Source organism: Levilactobacillus namurensis DSM 19117 (assembly GCF_001434785.1).
Taxonomy (GTDB): domain Bacteria; phylum Bacillota; class Bacilli; order Lactobacillales; family Lactobacillaceae; genus Levilactobacillus; species Levilactobacillus namurensis.
In genome coordinates this window covers 1-19,512 of record NZ_AZDT01000018.1, presented here as the reverse complement: position 1 = coordinate 19,512, position 19,512 = coordinate 1, and the positions used below count along the sequence as shown (strand labels likewise).

The window sequence follows — 19,512 nt, the reverse complement described above, 5'->3', positions numbered from 1 at the left end:
TATCTATTTAGTTTAGCATACATTCTCTCAATTCTGGTCGTAGTTGACTCTTAACCAATCCTCCCCCCTCGTTCACCTCAAAAGGAGTGCTCCCGAGCCAATCCAGCTCAAGAACACTCCTTTTCACTTACCATTAAATTCTAAACGTCTCTATTAATGCCGTCGCAACCACCCAATCGGCCAAACGATAGCGGCGAGGAGCACCCCACCTAGAATCGTTAACCAGTTAGTCGGCTGTTCATCGGTCTGCGGTAACTGTGCCGTGGTCATACGGTTCGTCGCGGTCGTGGCAGTCGCCGTCGAACGCGTTCCGGCAGGTACTCGCGCTGACTGGTCCGCTGCCACCGTTTCTGCCGACGACTGTTTCCCCGTCGACGTCACAGGTGTACCGGTCACTGCCATTGGCGTTACCGTTACTCGCGAATGGTCCGTTGATTTCTGCGTTTTCGTTGGTGCCGTGGCTTTCGGCGTGACCAGCGGCTCAGCAGACGGCGCTGGTGTCTCACCAACGGTTGGCGTCCCAACTTCGGGCGTCATCGGCGGTGTCGTGACACTAGCCCCAGTTCCCGTAGGCTGACCCGTCGTTCCCACCAACTGGTCCGGCGTCGCGGGTTGCCAGACCTGTGCCGGGTAATGGGCAATCACTGGCTGGGCCAAATCATGAATGTCCAACACCGTCAAAGCTCCCGTGCCATCGTTCACAATCGTTTCTCCCTGCAAGTTGACTGGCTGGGTCTTTACGACTTTCCCCTGAACAAGTTCACTAACTGTAGCTTGCCGAGTCGCCGGATCATACGTATAAACCGTCACGCTATGGTCGGGCCACTGCTCCGTGACGTTGACGACTTCACCACTAGCCGCCTTCTCCGTGGTGGTCACGTCACCCAACGCGTCAACCGTTCGTCCCAAGACCTTTAATTGTCCTGGCACTACCCGCACCAAATAATTCGAAGTTTTAGCGGTCGCAGTGATGGGGTAGGTTCCCACCGCCGCATGTTCCGGTAAAGCAAACACTAACCCTAAATCGTCAACCGTATCCGTCTCCGCTAAACTACCAGCCGTTACCCGCACGTGTTCTTGCGGATCAGCTTCACCGACGAATTTTTGTTGATCCTCAATCTGCAAGGTTACCGGCCGCGGGGTCACCACCAACTGTCCCACCGGCAGCTTATCCAGGTGATAGTTGCTCTGGTCTTGTAACCGTTGTTGGGCTGCGGCGGTTAACCGGATGGTGTAGGTGCCCGCGCCAATCTTGGTGGGCAGCACCACCTGTCCTGCTTGATCAACTAGCTCCAGGTCAGTGGGTTGGAAATGCGCAAACTTACCGGGTAAACTACTGGTTCCCTGTAACGTCACGGGGGCACCGTACACTGCCCTTGATGTCGTAATTATCGCTGTAGCTGCTTTGGGCATAATCTTGAAATACCTTGGGACCACGGTCACCTGGTAATTCTTCGACTTTCCCGTTTGCGAATTGGTAATCTGGTAACCTGCCGCGGTGACATCCTCGCCAGCCTGCCGAGTCAAAGTAACGCCTAGGTCCTTCAGGGTATCTTGGCCCACTAGGACTTGATGCGCGTCATCCCGCAGCTTCAAGACGGGGTCAGCTGTGCCGTAAACCTTGCTTTGATGATCTGCTACGTAAACCGTAACCTTACGCGGCAAAATACTAAATTTCCCATCCTGAATTGTGACCTGATAATTCTGGCTAGTACTGGTCCCACGAATCGTGTACCCATTCGGCTGTACCGTCTCTCCCTGGTCACGTTTCAGCGTCACGTGCAACGCATCTAGGGTATCTTGGTTGACCAGCTCTTTTGCGGCTGCCGGTGTTAGGGTCAACACTGGGTCAGCGTCACCGTAGCTTTTTTCCGCATCCGCCGCAATGACGGTCACCAGTCGGGGCAGAATCTTTAGTGTCCCCGGCGTCACCGTCAACTTATAATTTGGATTATGATTAGTGCTCTGATCACTCAGCTGATAAGTCCCGACATCCTCACCGGAAGCGCGGGTAACCTGTACGCCTAAGTCCGCTAGGGTGTCCCCCGCAACCAAGGTCGAATCGCCATCCAGCTGAATTACGGGTGTCGGGTCCGTATCACCGTATACTTTTTCTTGGGGCGCAACGGCGACAATCACTGGTCGCGGATCAATGATCAAGCCTCCCCGCTGAATGGTGATGTTGTAATTTTTATTGTCCGCTTTCCCGATAATGACATACGTTTGCTGCGCAGCTTCACCTTGGTCTCGCTGGAACTGGAGGTTTAAGTCTTCCAGCTGGTCGCCCGGTGCTAAGGACGTTCCCGCAACCAATTCAAGATCGGGTGTCGGATCCGCGTCCCCATAAAACTTGTGTTGCATTTGAATCGTTAAGGTCACGTTGCGTTGGGCAATCGTAAACGTCCCGGGCGTCACGTTGACCGTGTAATTCGGATTAGTCGCTGCTTGCTGAGCCTTAATCTGGTACTCGCCCGCTGCTTCACCCGGGGTTCGCGTGAGTGTCACGCCTAAAACCTCAAGTTGATCGCCATTCTGCAGTTGGCCGTCGGTGATGGCCCAGTCCAACTCCGGATCATCGGCGGTACCGTAAGTCTTGGTATGATTATTCGCCGAGACCGTGATTGCCCGGGGCGTGACCGTCAGGGCTCCTGGCGTAAAGCCCGTCACGGCATAATTGCCCGCCTGTGCCAGCTTAGCTTGGGCTTGAGCCGTGTATCGCACCTGATAGGTCGGGCCAACTTGTAGCTTGGTTAGGTCGGTGACCACCTGCTGGGTGGCCGGATCAACGATTTCAAAGTCTCCTGACGTGGTGTCCGTGACTTGTCCATACGTTCCGCTTAAGACCGGGGCATCCCCATAAACAATGGTGCTAGGGTCAGCCTGAGCCGTTACCGTTTTGGGATTGATCGTCAGGATGCTCGATACAAACAGGCCCGCATACGGGTTATCCGGGGCCAAACTCTTCATGTAGGCCCGTCCCTTATCCGTCAACTTCACTACGTACGTTCCCGCGTTAACTGGGGTGACCGGTGTTTTCAGGTCCTGATCGCTATAGTAGACAAAGTCATCGTCCTGAAGCTGGTCTGCTTGAGCCTTCCCGAAACCATCCCCCAGATGGACCGTGGGCCGTTTAACCGGCTGACCATACGTCACGGGCTGCGTCACAATCGTCGCCAAACTGTCTTGTGCGTGATTGTTAGTGGTGGTCAGCTTACCCAGACTCACCTCAAAATCGCCCAGCAGGTCTTGGGCCTTTTTCAAGGCCGCATAACCCGCTTGTCCGTCCTGCACGATGTCGGCGGCTACCGTAGCCGTTTGCGCCGTCCCAAAATCGGTGATGGCCACCGCGTTACTGTCGTAAACGTCTTGATAGATGTCCGAAATATTTTTATACAGGGTCTCAGCATCAGCCTGTTGGGCCTGAGATAAACCGTTGAGGGCGCTGAACTGGTTGTAAATCTCTCGAGCCTGGTTCTGATAATCATCGGCTTGTTGCTGGTTGGCACTAGCCTTATCCGACCAAGACTTTAAGGTCTGCGTGGTTGGCACCAGTAAGTTAGTTGCTTTTTGCGGCGCTTGGGCGTCCGTCGAATCCGCCGCCTGTGCGTTCCCCGTCGCTGACCAGTAATAGTCCTGGTTGGTAATCCCTGTCGTCGCCGTCCCACTAATGACCGGTTGCTGGTTGGCATCGACCAACGGCTGTTGGTTCAACGCCTGGTCAATGGCCTGACCCGTCCCCACGGTCGCCGTCCCGACTACCGTTTGGCCGTCCACCGTGGTTCCCTGACTGGTATAGTAATGCCCTAAAGCTTGGGCCTGCGTATCCGTGGTTTCGTCCGTCGCTGCAGTGGTGGTCTGATCGACCGCCAGTTGATCATGGGCCACACTTTGCCCATCCTTAGGTGCCGCCAGAACCACTTTGGTTGGCGTATATCCCGGGATCTGGACTAAAGCCGGTTCCCCCGCCACTGTGGTGACCGTCACGGGTTGTAAGCCCGCAATCGGTTGCTGGGTCTGGGCATCGACCGGCGTGACTTCAGCCGTATACGCTAACCGGACCGGAACCGTGACCTGTTGACTGTCATCGTCGGTCACCACATAGGTGTAGTATGTATCATCCGCGACGTCTTGATAGGCACTTCCCCCAACAGAATGCGCCGTTCCATTTTGATTAGCCACCACTTGGCTCCCATCGATAACGTAGACGTTGCCCGCTGAATCCGTAGGGAGGATCGAAACCAGAGTCGGGTCGACTTCCCCGGCGGCGACCGCGCGTTGAGCCGCGGCTTGCGTGGAGAAGACCGAAACGGTATCCCCGATGTTGGCAATGGCTTCCACGTTCGCGTTATCCAATAACGCACCTTGATCCGCCGAATCGACCATGTGCACGGTCAGTGGAATCGTTTTGGGGGTGTAACTGAATTTATCAATCCTAGCGGAATAGTCATTCCAGCTGCCCCCCGTTGAAGCGGCTACCGAAATCGAGTATCCCGTGCTAACATCCTCAATCTTCCGCGAAAAGGTGCCGTTCCTCAACACCACCGTCAATAACTGGGACTTCGCATCATAGTCCATGGTAAAGTCGTTCAGGGTGTTCGTCCGTCGGTCGTTCAACCCCACCTGACTGGCCGCTTTCCAATCCGTCGAAGCCGCCGACTGAAGGTTCCCGTTACTATCCGTGGTCCGCCAGCCAATGTAGGGCTGGGAACTGGGGTCGTGGTATTCGGAGACATTGTTGTACTCGTCAAAGACGAACCCGAAGGCATTACTTAGACCGCCTAAGCCCAGCTGACCCCCTGAGCCCCCCTGGGTGGCCTTGGCCGGGTCACCCGGCGCGAAAATAAAGCCCACACTATCGGCCCCGCCAGAAGTCTTACTCCCGATTCCCAGCGCCCCCGACATCGAGAAGTTATGACTAAAGTCAATTTCGTGTTCAAACGACACGTGAGCCGCCTGATGCCCCTGAATCGTGGTCTTACCGTATGCGCCGTAGTAGTCGTGCGCCGCGTTACTGGTCAGGTCGATCGTCCCGTCCGCCCCAATCTTCTGCGTCACCGTGTTCTGGGTCGGGTTGTCATCCTGGTCGCTTCCCCCACGATTCTCGACCTTCGCCGTAAAGTGGTCCGCAATCTGTTGCGCCGTCAAGGATACCTGTGATTGGTCGACCCCGATGTTGACGCTCTGGTCCTGGGACAAGACCGGGTACGTCGTCGGGGTCGTTTCCGTAACCGGCGTCGATTCGGTAACCGGAGCTGATTCGAGGGTTGCTGCCGGATTCGGCGATGCTGCCGTCACTGGCGCTGGATTGGCAGTCTCCGTCTGTCCCGTTGTCGTGGCTTCGGTCGTCGCCAACCTGGTGTTGGGGCTTTGCGAAGTCTTTGCCGGGGTAACCGTTGTCCCGGTCGCCGGAGTCTCCTCAACGGTCGTTGCCGCATGACCGGTAGTCAATTGTCCACTATCCGCCAGGGTAAAGGCGGCTAACCCGACCATCAGACCGCCAAAAATTCGGGTTTTGAGTCGCCATCCCGTACGTCCCTTGTACAGGATAAACGCCTTCTTAGTGGTTTGGTTTCTCACTCGTTGTTTCATATTTACAACCTTCTTCGGTTTGTTATGTATTTGGTGTCGCTGGGTACCGGTGACGTGCAGGGGTTGACTCGGCTTGTTCGGCTAGCTCGTAGTAAGCTGGCGCCACTAATTCCCGTTCAAGGTAGGGCAAGCTCCCCATCAGGCTGAGGGCACTTTGCCACCAATACAGGTCCCGCTTACGAAAAAACGCGTCAAGCTCTTCGGGGAGCGCGTTCACTTGGTCCCGTTCTAAGTACAGGGTTAAATCAATCAAATAATTGAGCCGCCACTGCGACTCGACGTACAGCTCATTTTTCGCCGTTCTATCCCCTGAAATGACCTGGCGCTTATGAACTCTAGACCACCACTTCTCCGGTAAATCGCAGGTTTTCTGCAGCTCCAACAGGGTCTTTTGCAGATCCTGAATACGGGTCGCAATCGTCGCCACCGTCTGCGCATACGCCACTTGATAAGGATCATGCACGTTAACCACCTCCTCAACCTTGTATGGGCTGGCGCCACCTCCCAGTTGCCTTTAAGAATCCGGTTTCATTCAAGGCCCCACTAAACTGGAAACTTAATCGTATTCTGGCACCCTAGTCTAAGCGCCGGCGCCTGATCCATCTTGGCTATTTTTAGTATAGTGTTAATAAAAAATGCAATCAATAGGACTACCATTTCAACGATTTATGTAACGAATCACCTAGTTTGTCACCCTTCTTCCCGTAATTTACCGTGATTTTAAAGTCCTGATTACCAATCTTTTCCCTCAGGTTACCCTTGAACGTCGACGACCATGTTAACTTGTCAAGTAACCCTTAACTTTCTCAGAAAAACGCGCAAACTAAAAAAGTGACTGAAAAGACTTGCTTTTCAGTCACTCCTGTCATCCTAAAAATTAGTGGATTCTCTAATTTATAAACTATCAGTGGCGAGAATCGCTTCTTAAAATCAGCGAGTTCCCGTGAGGCTCAAGGGGTTGCGGTAATCCGCAACTTTTTTCATTTTTAGCTTCCGGCCTTCCCCTAACCAGCCTGGTCCAACTCAACAAAAAAAGCCGCCACCCAGATACTAACGCATCTGAGTGGCGACTCCCGCTTTACCATGATTGGGCATACTGGGATCGAACCAGTAAATTACGGATTCAGAGTCCGGTGCCTTACCATTTGGCGAATGCCCAATAACTCTATCGCTCGTAAGCAACTATTTCATATTACCCTGTTTGCGTTTTGGTGTCAACCGGTTTTCTAGCAAAAATTTCCTGTAAAAACTTATCAAAATTATTTGCTAAAGAGCTGTTGACAATTATTGGGTAAAAGGGTAAATTAGATATTGCTAGTTACCATTATTGCCCATTGGTCAAACTGGTTTAAGACGTCGCCCTCTCAAGGCGGAGCTACGGGTTCGAGCCCCGTATGGGCTATCAGCGATTAACGGCTAACCACCACGTTTAAAAACGTGGTGGTTTTTTTCTGTCCAATTAACGCGTAAAAAGCCCGCAACCCCAACGGTTACGAGCTATTTACGCTATTCTATCTGGTTGGGTTCAAGTGACAAATTCTCTCTAAATTACTGCCGATCACGTTTACGCCATTGGAAGCCACCTAAACTCGCCAGGAGTAAGCCTAAGCCGCCAAGCAACCAACCGTGATTGGTCTGTTCGTTGGTTTGCGGCAACGTCGTCTCATCCGCGTTAGTCTTCAAGGTCGCCGACTGCGATTGGGGTTGTGCCACTGATTGGCCCAGTGGCGTCTTCCCCGTCGCAACTCCCTGTGCCGCAGCGCCGCCCTGCGTAACGATTGGCTCAGCTACGCCTGGCTGAGCAGGTTTTACAACAGTCGTCATGCCAGATTCCAGGTCACCACTCCCCGAAACATCCGGCCCTGGTGTTGGCTCTGGTGTCGGCTCAGGAGCTGGTTCTGGTTCTGGTTCTGGTTCTGGTTCTGGCTCCGGTTCCGGTTCTGGTTCCGGTTCTGGTTCTGGTTCCGGTTCTGGCTCCGGATCGACCGGCGTGGCCGCGTAGGTGACCCACGTGGTCTGGTCTTCCCCACTCGGCGTTGCTGTTAAGCCGGTGACCGTCAGCTGGTCGGCCGTGTACCCATCAATTACGGGTGAGGTCCGGTCGGGCAACGTCGTGGTGGTACTAATCGGGTGCCAGTCTTGCCACTGGGTCTCCCCCGTCACCGCATCGCGTTGGCCTTGCCGAATAAAGGTGACCCAAGCCGTATAAGTTGGGGCCGCTTCCGTGCCATCCGCGTATTGGTAATGGATCCACTGCGTCACCGTTTTCCGGTTATCCAGCGCCGTAATGGCGTGCTTGAGGTGCACGGTAAAGCTTTGCGCCGCATCCCCAAAGACCGCTCCCGTGGTCGGATACTCGTCGCTGACCAGTTCATAGCCCTGATCCAGATACGACTGAATCGTGGTCCCCGTCTGGTAGTCGCTAGTGGTTCCGAGGTCCCCATTCAGCTCGGTGCTCGCCAGCAGGTCGCCAGTCGTATCATCTTGATAATGAACGGTGATGGTCTGTCCCTGGGTCGCCCCAATTTTTTGATACATTGTGGTTCCAGCGATAAAGGTCAAATCACCGCCTAAATCAACACCGTTCGGGTCCACCGTCCCGTCAAACCGGTAAACGTACTTAGACTGCCACCCCAGCTGACCGTAAACTACTTGGTCACCCGTCAAATCCGGATTCACTAACTTTTGGTCCTGGGCAAACTGAACCTTCCCGTCCGCATCACGGTAAGCAATCTTATCAAGGATGGGCCGTCCCCACATATCAATCGTGGGATGGTTAGTCTGGACCGTTCCGTCCGGCCCCACCGCCACGGGGTTATCGACTTGAACGTACTGCAACCACCCCGTAATCATGGCGCCGTAACGTGAAACGTGCTTGATGATTCCTAACGAACTCCAGTCATCGATTGAGTTGCCATCTAGCGTAATCGCATGCGGGTACGGGTAATCATTATCTACGACCGTAGCAATCATCGGTGCCAAGATGCCTAACTGATGACTGGTCATCCCAGTTAGGTTCTTTTGTGCGTTATCTTCCGAAGAGAAGTCCAAGTTTTGTATATAGTGTGCATCCACCTGTGCCAGGACGTGGAGCTGGTCATCCGTCATGGCGCCCCAGTAATTGGTCTTAATCGATAATTGGGTTAAATTTTTCAGTGCCAAGAGCGGGGTTAAATCTAAATTAGGAATCTCCGCCAGCGAGTTCCCCAACGTCATCTCCACTGAGACCTTCGCTTTTTCCGTTAAATTTCCCAGTAGTTCTAACCCACTCAAATCCGTCACTTTGCCAAAGCCGTTTGCTTTGACTTGGGCCACTCCCCAAAAATTCTGAATATCCTTTAACGTCAGGACCTGATCAGCCGTCAAATTCAAACTCTTGCGAACCGCCGCCAGCAAATTGGCATCCTTAAACTGGTCACTCAAATCTGCGTCAGGATCAATTTCCGGTGATGCGCTCCGCTTTTGTGGCGTGGTCGCTGATACCGTCGCTGGCGCCGCCTGATGGCCTGCATCCGTTTCAGTCTCCGTTAATTGGTCATCGGTGGTGACCGGTGACGTGGTCGACTCCGTTTCCAGCGTTGATTCAGTTTCCTCTGCCTCGAGGTCATCCGTTTCCTGGTTGGTATCCGTCTCGACTGGCGGAACCGTTTCAGCCGTTTCTTGCGTCGTCGACTGGTCCGTCACCGGTGGCGTTTCCGTTTCTAAATCCGTGTCTGAATCCGTAACCGGCGAGGTAGCGTCCGTTGGCTCTGAAGCTTGGTTAGCACCGTTAGTCGGCGTCTGATCCGTCCCCGCTACCGTGTCATCCGTCGTCGTAGTCGGTTGGCTGAGCGTTGCCGTGGATTCCTGTAACGAATTACCCGTTGTTGTCACCGATTCAGCCGTAGCTGTCGGTTCCTGTGTGTCAGCCTGGGCCGAAGTCTCCCCCCAGCGACCAGCTCAAAAGTGCTAAAGCTGCCCCCGAATAAAGCCACCACTTATGTGTTGTGCGTTTAGTCATCGTCATGGTCGCGTCCTCCTCATTCACCTGTACCGCAATCACCGCCGCTAAGTAAGCCCTTACATCTTTGATTATAAAAACAAGCTCGATTCAACATTTAGTAGTTGAATCCTTGTTCATCTGAAATTATACACTATATAACCTAAAAAGCCAGCTTTTTTAATCGCAAAATCATCTTTCGATTAGTTTTTCCATTAACTGCTCCCAGTTACGTCAAACGCCTTACTTATCAAGGCGTTAGTCCGTTGTCCGTCCCAACCAACGTCACCGGTTTCCATCTTTAAAGATGGCAAAAACTGAATTGGTCCAGAACACTTTGGACAATCTGTGCAAAATCAGTATTAGCGAATTTAAGCGAAAAAAAGGGTTCGGAACTCACGCTCCGAACCCTCTGATCATGCTTTTAGCTTATAGCCGTTCGTTCAATTGCTTACCCAGGTCTTCAAAACCAGGCTTACCTAACAGCGCAAACATGTTAGTCTTGTAAGCTTCAACCCCAGGTTGGTTGAACGGGTTGATACCGTTCAGGTAACCAGAAATGGCGATGGCCACTTCGAAGAAGTAAATCAAGTAGCCTAACGTGTATTCGCTTTGATCAGGAATGTGCACGCTCATGTTCGGCACACCGCCGTCCGTGTGGGCTAAGATGACCCCTTCAAAGGCCTTGGTGTTGGCAAAGCCCATGGTCCGGCCTTCCAAGTAGCCTAACCCGTCTAAGTTATCGGCTTCCTTAGGGATGTCCACGTCATGTTCTGGCTTATCAACCATTACGACCGTTTCCATCAGCTTCCGTTGCCCTTCTTGGATGTATTGACCAAAGGAGTGCAAGTCCGTACTGAAGTTAGCGGATGATGGGTAGATTCCCTTACCGTCTTTCCCTTCGGACTCACCGGTCAATTGCTTCCACCATTCAGCGAAGGCGGCTAACCGTGGCTCGTAGTTTTCTAACAATTCGACACCGTAGCCCTTACGGTACAAGATGTTCCGTAAAGCGGCGTATTGGTAAGCTTCGTTCTTCGTTAAATCTGGGTTGGTGTATTCATCAGCCGCATCAGCAGCCCCCTGCATCAACTGGTCAATGTCAGCACCAGAAGCGGCGATTGGCAACAGACCCACTGGGCACAGAACGGAGTAACGGCCACCTACGCCATCGGGAATCACGAAGGTCTCGTAGCCGGCAGCGTCGGCTTCGGTCTTCAACGCACCGCGCTTGGCATCCGTAGTCGCGTAGATCCGCTTGTTGGCTTCGGCTTCACCATACTTCTTGATCAGCTTCTCCTTGAAGACCCGGAAGGCAATGGAAGGTTCCGTCGTCGTCCCGGACTTCGAGATGATGTTGATGGAGAAGTCCCGGTCACCCACGAAGTTCAAGAGGTCGTGGACGTAGTCGGCACTAATGGAGTTTCCAGCGAACAGGATCTGGGGACCCTTCCGTTGGTCAGCCGGCAGACTGTTGAAGAAGGTGCTGTGTAAGAAGTCCACCGCCATCTTGGCGCCTAAGTAAGAGCCACCGATACCGATGACCACTAAGACCTCGGAATCTTCCCGAATCTTCTTGGCTGCAGCCTTGATCCGGGCAAATTCAGCCTTGTCATAGTCATGGGGCAACGTTAACCAGTCCCGGAAATCACTACCGGCCCCGGTGCCTTGCCGCAATTCAGTATCCGCAGCAGTCACCATAGCCTGCATTTCTCCCAGTTCATTATCATGAACAAATGGACCTAACTTTGAACGATCAAAGGCGATATGTGCCATAGTTAGAAAACCTCACTTTTTAATATTATTCGACTAGTCCATTATAACGCAATTCTCTTAAATGTAAATGGTCTAGTCCATAAAAATTATGATAATAAAAAGGCCGACAACGCCCGTCATCAGCCCGTTTATCCTATTTCATCAATCCTAAAGTGACCCCACCTGCAATGACTAAAAGTGAGCCAATTACCGTGTAGACCATTTCGCGATTTGTCTTCTTTTCACCCAAGAGCCAGATGCTCCCGAAGGTGGAAATCACGATCCCACATTGAGCCAGTGAGTAGCTGATCGCCAACCCCACGGACGGAATCGCCATGAACATGAAGAAGTTCCCAATGCCCCAGACCAGACCGGTCAGCACGTTCTTGGCTGTGGCCACGTGCCAGACCTTCTTCCGGTTTTCCTTCGACAACAGGATGAAGATCAACGCTCCCAGAATCATCCCAATAGATTGGGGGAACAGGATCAATTTGGAGTCCAACCCCGACATGTTCACAATCACCGTGTACAGGATGTAGCCCACCGTCGAGATGGCGATGGCCGTAGCCCCGCGACCTGCTTCAATGTGCTCACTATTGACGCCCGCACTCTTATCGCGCAAAGACGTCAGAGCGGCCCCAGCAATCAAGATGATAACTGCGATGGTCCCCGTCATCACCATGGTACTGGTCTTCCATTCGTGGAAGAGCAAGACCCCGGCTAACGCGGTCCCGGCCAACTGTAACCCGGTCGAAATTGGGACCGTCCGGGAAATGCCGATGAACTTCATGGATTGGAACTGTTCAAATTGTCCCACGGCCCAGCATAGACCAGACGCAATCCCAACCAGCATCGCGATACCCGATAGTTGAACGTGGAAATATACCAGCGAAAAAATCCCGAATAAAACGGCTCCGGCCGTCATTCCTAACGTTTGTTGATACGACGTTCCGCCCAAGCGGCCACTGATCAACCCGATGCTTCCCCAGCAAAGTGCTGGAATCAAAGCTAGTAAAATTCCCATTGTAAATCCCTCTACTCTCATTTCAATTATGCCGTTTGTTTTTGTAAGCGCTTTTTGTTTACAAGAATTAGTTTAAGGGTTCTGGTTCTAAAAGTAAACTATTTCTGATAAAAAAAACAGTGAACTATCAATGGTCTAGCCACTTGTTCACTGTTCATTAGTTAATTTTCACACGCTTTCATTCACAAGCAATTACCCGATAACTAAATGTAATCCCTTGAGTGCTTCACTCTGCCGGTCAGCCGAATTGGTCATAAAGTCGGCTGGGGAGTGAAAGTCCATGGAAACATTTACATGACCGGTATAATTTTGGGCAACTTCACTAACAGTCGTCCGGAGTTTCTTTAATGAGTAGCCCGGTGCCGTCGTGGTGACCAGTACCTGTGAGCCCGTATGCGTCACCTGAAGGACTTGGGTCAATAAGGTCCCCAGATCTTGGTCTAGGTCGAAACGGTGCTTCTTCCCGCGGATGAACGCTGGCGGATTCACAAAGACCGTGTCGAAGGTCAACCCGTGCTTAATGGCGTAATCCAAGTAGTTGGTCACGTCCATAGTCCGCATCTCGACCGCCGCTTGGTCCAGGTTATTGGCCGCCAATTGCGCCTGTAAGGCCGTGGTGGCCCGGTTGGTCGGGTCGACCGTGACGGCTTCCGTGGCATCACCAGCCATGGCTGCGGTCACGACCCCCGTCTCCGCACTGTACAGGTTCAAGATGCGCTGCTGAGCGCTATTCTCGCGAGCCCAAGCCCGTTCGTCCCGGAACTCTAAGGCCAACTGTTGGCGACTAACGGTCAGGTCGACCGGATAGGCCACCCCCGCTTCGGTAATGGTGACGGGGTCCTGAGGCAGCTTCCCCGTGACCACTTGCAAGGCCTCTTGACCAGGCGTTGCGGCTAAGACGGTCAGGTCCTGCCCCATGACCCGCTGGAAGCCTGCGTAGATCAACCGTGCTTGACGCTTCAACGCCGCGTTTTGCCAACGGAAGACGTAGACGCCTTGATAGACGTCGATGATCAGGCCACCTAGGCCATCCCCCACGTCGTTAAAGAAGCGGTAGGCTTCCCCGACGTTAATGGCGGCACGCTTGGCTTGGGCCGCACGGAACTTGCTGGCGAAGAACCGTTCGTCGATAGGTTCATTTTCCCGTAGGCTCAGCACGTAGCCGGCCCCCCGGTGTTGTTTGGCAAAATAAGCGGTCGCCACGAAATGGCCGTGGTTCTCTAATTGCACCCACGCGCCATCCTCAAAGTCCTGGCGATTCTCTAAATCAGTGATGTTAACGACGGGATACCCGTCTTCGAACTTCCGGACAGATTTCCCGGTAATTTGTATACGTTTCAAGTGAGTCCTCCTTAATTGTGCTCCCTATTGTACCATGTTCCTGCTAGTCCGTCTTGGCACGGTCGACATTTGTCTGGTGTTGGTCGGGGAAAATCACGGTAAACGTGGTTCCCACGCCCTGCTTGCTGTCCACGCTGATCTTTCCGTGGTGCAGCTGAACCAGCTGGTGGACGATTGATAAGCCCAGACCGGACTCACCGTACTTGGTGTTCTTTCGTGACGGATCGGCCTTGTAGTAGCGTTCCCAGATGTTCTGGAGCTGCTCGTCACTCATCCCCATCCCGGTATCGGCGACCTTGATGATGGCCTCCTCATACCCGCGCTGGGCGGTAATTGTGATGTGCCCTTGCTGGGTGAACTGAATGGCGTTCTGGGTGATGTTGAACATGATCTGGACAAAGCGGTCATAGTCGGCGTACACGGCAATTTCTTCCGGTGCTTGTAGTTCCAGCGTGTCCTGACTGTCATCGGCCTTTTGTTTCAGCTGCTCCACAATGTTGTGCAGGGCGTCGACGGCGTTAAACTCGTGTAGGTTCAACGTAATCTGGTTCGAGCGAATCTTCTCGTAGTCCAGGTTCTCATTGACCAGACGAATCAGCCGGCTGGTCTCGCTGCGCATCAGATCGATACTTTCTTCCTTACTTTCTTCCGGAATCGCGTCGTAAGCCAGGCCCTCTAGTAGCCCGTTGATGGTGGTCAACGGCGTACGCATCTCGTGGGACGCGTTGGCCATGAACTCCCGTCGGCGCTGTTCCTGACGCTGAATCTCCTCTTGGGAATCCTTCAGTGAATGGGTCATCCCGTTGAAATCGTTGATCAGGTCATCAATCTCATCCCGGTTGCGACTAGCCATCTGGACGTCGTAATCTCCCTGGGCGACCTGGTTCGTGGCTTTTCGCAGCCGGTTGATCCGCGAGGTGTAATACCGGGCCAGAATGTAGCTAGCCACGATGGCCACCAGGATTGAGACGAACAACGCCCGAATCAGGTTCCGGTTAATCTGGTTGATGTTGGTATTGATATCCGAGACAAAGGCCCCCATGACCACTACCGCTACCAGCTTATGGTTATAGAAGTAAGGTTTCATAACTTCGGTCACGGCCGGCGTCACCCGCCCGTTCTTATTCCGCATTCGGCGGTCGACCACCTTGTGGATGATCCGGTTATTCTTCATCTTGTTCCAGTCCTTCTGGTTAATGGACTGCTGATAGATGTTGTCCGGAAAGACAATCTGGTTCTTGGCACTATAAATGGTGACGCTGACGGCCTGATTTTGTAGCAACTGCTCGCTATTTTCTAGCGCCGTGGTATCAAAATTGACTTGTTTGGGATTCTCCGCGCTGATTCGCAAGGACTGTTCAATCAGACTGTTGGAGTACTTCTCCAGGGTGTTCCAGGTGTTGCTGTAGACCATGTGCCGGGTCATCTGGGTGTAGGACACGCCTAACAACACCAGGATGATGGTAATAGCGGCAAAAAAGCCCAACATCTGTTGATACATTAACTTCATTTGGAATCGGCTCCACTATCATCGAATTTATAACCCACGCCCCAAACGGTTTGGATAATCTGTGGCCCCACTTTCTCGATCTTCTGCCGCAACTTCTTGATGTGGGCGTCGACCGTCCGCTCATCGCCGTAGTACTCGTAATCCCAGACTAACTGGAGGAGCTGTTCCCGGGAGAACACCTGGCGGGGCTTCTGGGCCAACGTCTTCAACAGGTCGAATTCCTTAGGTGTCAGGTCCTCGATCTGATGATCGTTTAAGTACGCTTCACGCGTCTTGGTGTTTAACTTGAAGTGCTCCGTGACCACGTCAAAGGATTCCGTGTCGTCCAGGGGTTGGGGATCTTGGACCTTCGACACGGGAGCCAATTCCGCCCGCCGGTGTAAGGCCTTGATGCGTGCAATCAGCGTGATTGGACTGAATGGTTTGGTAACATAGTCGTCAGCCCCCATCTCTAGTCCCAAGACCTGGTCGCTTTCCGAATCGCGCGCCGTCAACATGATGATGGGCACGGTCGGTGAGAGCTTTCGAATCTCGGCACTGACCTGCATCCCGTCTAAGCCAGGCAGGTTCAGGTCCAGGGTGACCATGTCCCAGTCGTTCGGCGCCGCGGCGAACATCTCAACGGCCTCGTTGCCATCGTAGGCGAACGAGACGTCCCACTGTTCCTTCTTAAAAAACATCGACATCATTTGCGATACTGAGTGGTTATCCTCAATCATTAATAACTTCATGTGTGACCTCCAAAGTGACCTCACCGGTATTCGGAGCCAGCCAAAAGTTCGTGAGTCATATTGTCCTGAAGTTAACAGGTGAATCAGAAAGCTCCGTGATAGAACCATGAAGTTTCTGTAACTTTTGCTGCATTATTGCTATGGGCTCCGTAGTTACCTATTATACTATACTGCTTGGGGTGGAATTTCTTTTATTTAGGCCGGAAAATGCGAAATATTTTGCAGGGTGGCTGAGATATGGTAGACTAGATTAGTATCGTTTTGGGGCTGTTCTGGATTCGACTGGTATAGGTCGAGCCTTGGTTGCACTCCGTAGCGGCATCTACGTTAAAAGGTCCAGTTTAATTATAACTGCAAAAAATAATAACAATTCTTACGCTTTAGCTGCTTAATAGGCGCTTAACGTAGATCCTCCTAGCCTTACCCGCGGGTTAGATCTGGGTCCTAAATTTAACGGGTTACGTTGACTGGCTCCCACCTGAAGCTGTTCAAAAGAGATGAATCAGGTTAGCTCAGCATGTTGGCCCTGACAGGCGGCAGGTTGTTGGGTGAAAATTTAAGTAGTCTGCCTATGAGTGTAGAGGCTGGGGTGGCGATATGCTAGGACGCGGGTTCGATCCCCGCCAGCTCCATATATGGTTTTTCATAGGGCTTCATAGGCGCCCATAAGCCTAATAAATCAACGTTTTTATTTTTTTAGTTTTTCATAGAAGCCCATAGAACGTCATTCAATGGCATTCAATTTGGCATTCAATTTCTAAAATGGCATTCACTTTGGGTTCAAAAATAAATAGCGGTGGTAGGGATGGAACTGTTAGTCTTGACTAGCAGTTTTATTTTCTCTAAAAAATAGAATCTTCAAATTAAGGATGGTGTAACATGAAAAAGGGTTTGTGGCTAATTATTGGTATAATGATTGTGGGTATTTATTTTGGCTGGTCTTATTATAACGATACTTATGTAGGGCACACAGCATTTGCCGTAGTGCCCAGTAAAGTTCCTAGCCGCAAGAAAACGGTTGATGACAGTGGGAAAGTCGTAGCTGGCTATCACTCTTATAGTTATAAATTAAAATTTATTTACCCAAATGGTAAAACCATCGTTCTACCGTATGACCTAGAGGGGGAAAATCCCAAACCTTTAACGCCAAAGTCAGTTGTCAAGGCTAATATATCTAAAAAAAGGATAATAAACGGCCCTCACTATGTTCACGAGAGTAACATTCCATCTTCGATTAAGACAAAACTAAATAGTACTCATCAATAACTGCATAGATAGAACCTCATAATCTATTATCAAAGTCTAAAATATAATGTTTGCTAAAGAAAACTAATTTTCCTTCCCTCTGATTACCATGAGTAATTGGGGGATTTTTTAATACATCTATGTATTTACTTATACAATCTACGGACTAACGTTTATCTCAAAAAAAGAGATAAAACGCCATCACTACTATGTCTCTATACCCTAACAGGTCGTTTAGAAAGACTTGTTTACTGGTACTGAGCGGAATTTTCCGCTAAGTGAATCCTGGCCGTTCTAAACGACCACGAATTTTCTAAGTGCATCGGATGCACTTAGCCAAGTGAACATGCCTCACCTACCCCGTTGTCTTGAACGGCCTCAAGTACTCTAAATGGGGATGAAACACATCGTTTGAGAGGATTTGTTCACGACTATTTCTAAACAGATTGCTGTAACCCATCCGTTATCGTTCAAAACGATAGCAAAGCAGGTCGCTCGGAAAGACTTGCTTACCGATACTGAGCGCAATTTTTCGCTTGGTCGATTCCTAGTCAATCTAATTGACCTCAAACATTTTAAGCGCCCCTCCCCCTCTTAGCCAAGCGAACCATCTTCAACCAGTCACTCATTCAAACTGCCAACAAATTCCAACATCAAGCCCACTTAACTGGATCAATATGGACTTTATTTGGCCTAGGCTTTGTGTTACAAAAACACTAGCAAAACCTAGTATTAACGGGCTAGTAAAAGCTAGCATTTTTGTAATGTAAATTAGCAGATCAACAGCCTATTAACGGCATAGCACCACTCTATTGAGTGCATACGTATCGGTGTTGCATTGTGTTGCGACAGTGTCGCATTATGTCGCAACCTCTTAGTGCAACCTTTTTGAGGGGGCACTTAGTCAGAAACGTTAACTTTTGTTAATGGCTCAAGGGTAACGCTCCCTTTCCCAAACGGAGCGCTCCGTTTCAAATAGTAACGTTCCTTTCGCCTCTCTAATCACGACAAATACTGTCATTACAGTGTTCCTGCTTATAATTTGTGTTGAGTTGTTCCCAATCTTGTGTTGGTTGTTTCCAGATTATCCGTGTTATTTTGAAATTATCCGTGTTTGTTTTGAAATGAACGGACCACCCCGTCACAATATTTTCCCTTTAGGATGTCAGAAATGTCAGAATATGGGTGCACCCCAAGCCAAAAAGGGTGCACCCATTAATGTTAGGTTTTGTTAGGCTTTTGGTCGCATATCAAGCCCCTGCACCAAAGTGTTGTTTCGTAATGCCACTGCCTATTTATGGTGCTCAATTTGTCCAATTAATCAGTTGCCGCCCTTTTTTAGGGCCTCCACAATCTCCACATTTTTCCTCTTAGGGTGTCAGAAATATCAGAGTATGGGGCCATTACATGTTAGGATTTTGCTGCATATCATGCTACCGCACCATAGTGTTTGTTTTGTAATGATGTCAAGTTTTGTCAGGTAGACAACAATTAATTCCACTCTAAATTCAGCACAGGTTTTTGAGGTCAGGTTTAGCCAGGTCCTCTTCGAACACCTCACTTTGCCTACCGCCTAATAACCAGCCATGTTATAACTACTCTGTTGGCCATTGATTAAAGATAATTTGATAGGGCTGTTGCTGGGCGGTCGGTCTATCACAAAAAACCACTCCACTTTCTCATAGTATAATAACCATTGGGTAAGACGGGATGGCTTTTACTTAGGTCAGTAAACGTTCGTTGCGTACTACCATTAATGCGATAATAACGTCTAACGGTCTTTATTCGTTTATTTTTAAATAAGACAACACACTAACTATGTTCAGTGCTATCCTAGTTATAAGGAGGTGATAAACATGAGTTACTATAAAGAGTTCTGGCATAATATTTTAAATTTTAATGGAACGGCATCTCGTCCAGCCTATTGGTGGCCAATAATCATCAACTACCTTTTAGGTGGTATTATCATTGGTATAATTCAACACTTAGTCGGTCACCCAATAGATGATATTTACGACTGGAAGGATCTAAATATCAGTATGATCAGTAAGATCATCGCATTAGTTGTGTGGATTGGAACCCTGTCTTTGAAGTTCCGTCGTTTGCACGATACGGATCGTTCAGCTTGGTGGGTGTTACTTGATTTAGTACCTCCTATTGGAACTATTTGGTTCTTCATTCTTACTGTACTGCCTTCAAAACCTAATCGTTGGCAAAAGTACCAAAAGATGGGATAAAGAGTTTTTATAATTATCCGCAGGTAAGGTCATTACTTCTTTTTAGGTTCTATGATATTTGGTGTTGATGGATGAAATCCATCAACACCATTTTTATGTAC

Annotated in this window: 10 protein-coding genes, 2 tRNA genes and 1 other RNA gene; 4 read left to right on the top strand and 9 right to left on the bottom strand. The window is 50.6% G+C overall.

Features of this window, described 5'->3' with window-relative positions:
• Positions 1-153 precede the first annotated feature (153 nt).
• The 3 genes from FD30_RS03710 to FD30_RS03700 all read right to left on the bottom strand — a co-directional run bounded on the left by FD30_RS03710 (position 154) and on the right by FD30_RS03700 (position 6,748).
• The gene (locus FD30_RS03710) at positions 154-5,589 is read right to left on the bottom strand and encodes an MBG domain-containing protein (RefSeq protein WP_056943923.1); all 5,436 of its coding nucleotides are present in this window, start codon (positions 5,587-5,589) and stop codon (positions 154-156) included.
• A 22-nt stretch (positions 5,590-5,611) separates the two neighbouring features.
• A complete protein-coding gene (locus FD30_RS03705) occupies positions 5,612-6,052 on the bottom strand; it encodes a hypothetical protein (RefSeq protein WP_056943922.1) in 441 nt (146 codons plus the stop codon).
• A 624-nt stretch (positions 6,053-6,676) separates the two neighbouring features.
• Positions 6,677-6,748: transfer RNA gene (locus FD30_RS03700), tRNA-Gln, on the bottom strand.
• Positions 6,749-6,918: 170 nt separating this feature from the next.
• Here FD30_RS03700 and FD30_RS03695 point away from each other — a divergent pair.
• A tRNA-Glu gene (locus FD30_RS03695) sits at positions 6,919-6,991 on the top strand.
• A 146-nt stretch (positions 6,992-7,137) separates the two neighbouring features.
• On the opposite strand, the gene FD30_RS03690 is transcribed toward FD30_RS03695, so the two are convergent.
• From FD30_RS03690 to FD30_RS03665, 6 genes are all read right to left on the bottom strand, one after another.
• Complete coding sequence (locus FD30_RS03690; RefSeq protein WP_056943921.1) at positions 7,138-9,462, bottom strand: mucin-binding protein; 2,325 nt, start codon at positions 9,460-9,462, stop codon at positions 7,138-7,140.
• A 535-nt stretch (positions 9,463-9,997) separates the two neighbouring features.
• Positions 9,998-11,344, bottom strand: a complete 1,347-nt coding sequence (locus tag FD30_RS03685; RefSeq protein ID WP_056943920.1) for a glucose-6-phosphate isomerase — start codon at positions 11,342-11,344, stop codon at positions 9,998-10,000.
• Positions 11,345-11,477: 133 nt separating this feature from the next.
• A complete protein-coding gene (locus FD30_RS03680) occupies positions 11,478-12,347 on the bottom strand; it encodes a GRP family sugar transporter (protein WP_056943919.1) in 870 nt (289 codons plus the stop codon).
• Positions 12,348-12,539: 192 nt separating this feature from the next.
• Entirely contained in the window at positions 12,540-13,688 is a 1,149-nt protein-coding gene (locus tag FD30_RS03675) for a class I SAM-dependent methyltransferase (RefSeq protein WP_056943918.1), read from the bottom strand.
• A gap of 43 nt (positions 13,689-13,731) precedes the next feature.
• Entirely contained in the window at positions 13,732-15,198 is a 1,467-nt protein-coding gene (locus FD30_RS03670; protein ID WP_056943917.1) for a sensor histidine kinase, read from the bottom strand.
• On the bottom strand, positions 15,195-15,929 hold the full coding sequence (locus tag FD30_RS03665; protein WP_056943916.1) for a response regulator transcription factor: 735 nt from the start codon (positions 15,927-15,929) through the stop codon (positions 15,195-15,197). The genes FD30_RS03670 and FD30_RS03665 overlap by 4 nt, the downstream gene beginning before the upstream one ends.
• A 263-nt stretch (positions 15,930-16,192) precedes the next feature.
• On the opposite strand from FD30_RS03665, the gene ssrA reads away from it, so the two are divergent.
• The 3 genes from ssrA to FD30_RS03655 all read left to right on the top strand — a co-directional run bounded on the left by ssrA (position 16,193) and on the right by FD30_RS03655 (position 19,411).
• Positions 16,193-16,564: a transfer-messenger RNA gene (gene ssrA / locus FD30_RS11410) on the top strand.
• Positions 16,565-16,808: 244 nt separating this feature from the next.
• Positions 16,809-17,195, top strand: a complete 387-nt coding sequence (locus tag FD30_RS03660; RefSeq protein ID WP_056943915.1) for a DUF1093 domain-containing protein — start codon at positions 16,809-16,811, stop codon at positions 17,193-17,195.
• A 1,835-nt stretch (positions 17,196-19,030) separates the two neighbouring features.
• Positions 19,031-19,411: a DUF805 domain-containing protein gene (locus FD30_RS03655; RefSeq protein ID WP_056943914.1), complete on the top strand. Its 381-nt coding sequence runs from the start codon at positions 19,031-19,033 to the stop codon at positions 19,409-19,411.
• The last annotated feature ends 101 nt before the right edge of the window (positions 19,412-19,512 follow it).

Coding starts and splice junctions, on each gene's coding strand:
- FD30_RS03710 (WP_056943923.1), bottom strand. CDS start 5,589: ATGAAACAACGAGTGAGAAACCAAACCACTAAGAAGGCGTTTATCCTG.
- FD30_RS03685 (WP_056943920.1), bottom strand. CDS start 11,344: ATGGCACATATCGCCTTTGATCGTTCAAAGTTAGGTCCATTTGTTCAT.
- FD30_RS03680 (WP_056943919.1), bottom strand. CDS start 12,347: ATGGGAATTTTACTAGCTTTGATTCCAGCACTTTGCTGGGGAAGCATC.
- FD30_RS03670 (WP_056943917.1), bottom strand. CDS start 15,198: ATGAAGTTAATGTATCAACAGATGTTGGGCTTTTTTGCCGCTATTACC.
- FD30_RS03665 (WP_056943916.1), bottom strand. CDS start 15,929: ATGAAGTTATTAATGATTGAGGATAACCACTCAGTATCGCAAATGATG.
- FD30_RS03660 (WP_056943915.1), top strand. CDS start 16,809: ATGAAAAAGGGTTTGTGGCTAATTATTGGTATAATGATTGTGGGTATT.
- FD30_RS03655 (WP_056943914.1), top strand. CDS start 19,031: ATGAGTTACTATAAAGAGTTCTGGCATAATATTTTAAATTTTAATGGA.